The 708-nt window shown below is 39.0% G+C and carries 1 protein-coding gene; it reads left to right on the forward strand.

Translation table 11 applies throughout. The features are described from left to right. Positions 1-125: 125 nt before the first annotated feature. Complete coding sequence (locus HMPREF3270_RS10990; RefSeq protein ID WP_070867259.1) at positions 126-572, forward strand: DUF3310 domain-containing protein; 447 nt, start codon at positions 126-128, stop codon at positions 570-572. The last annotated feature ends 136 nt before the right edge of the window (positions 573-708 follow it).

Consider the following 708-nt stretch of genomic DNA (forward strand, 5'->3'; position numbering starts at 1 on the left):
CAGAAGCACGCAGAAGAAAAGAGCGTCCTTGGTTGTACGACGGTACACCTCAAGTACATTCACGTGGTAAATACACACAATGGTTAATGGACACATCTGTGTTTCCTAAAAAGGCGGTGCGTTAGATGAAAGTTAGGGATTTGAATTTGAACGATCGTATTATTATTTGGAGTGATGATGGAGAAGAGGGCAAGTGCGGCAGTGTTATTACGTTTACTTATAAAAATTTTACTCAAGAAACTGCAGTTGTATTGTTGGATGGAGAAGCGAATGAAATTGAATTAACTGATGAGGATTACTTCGACAGACTGCCAACATCTTTCAAGAAAGCTGAACATTTTGAAGATTGCAAAAATAACTCAGTACATCAACCTAATCATTACCAGTTCGGTCAATTTACAGCAGCAATGATTATTGAGTTAGTAGGAAGTACTTATAAATCAGCGTCAGTGTTTTACCACGTAGGCAATGCACTCAAATACTTAATGAGAGCGCCTAGAAAGAATGGTTTGCAAGATTTAAAGAAAGCTAAGCAAAGCATTGAATTTGCGATAGAGTGTTGGGGTAAGTAGATGCGTGATTTATCAAACACAATTAAACAGCGTTTCAAATCAGACACACGAGGACGCAGTTTAACACAGCTAGAGCAAGAGTTACAAAGCAGAGGTGTGAAAGGGTTTGTGATTGATGCAAGCCCTACACGCATCA

Origin of the sequence: Staphylococcus sp. HMSC65H10 (genome assembly GCF_001839185.1) — a bacterium.
GTDB classification, from domain to species: Bacteria; Bacillota; Bacilli; order Staphylococcales; family Staphylococcaceae; genus Staphylococcus; species Staphylococcus simulans.

What these genes read in the sequence shown, in the direction of transcription:
- HMPREF3270_RS10990 (WP_070867259.1), top strand. Translation starts at nt 126, where the DNA reads ATGAAAGTTAGGGATTTGAATTTGAACGATCGTATTATTATTTGGAGT.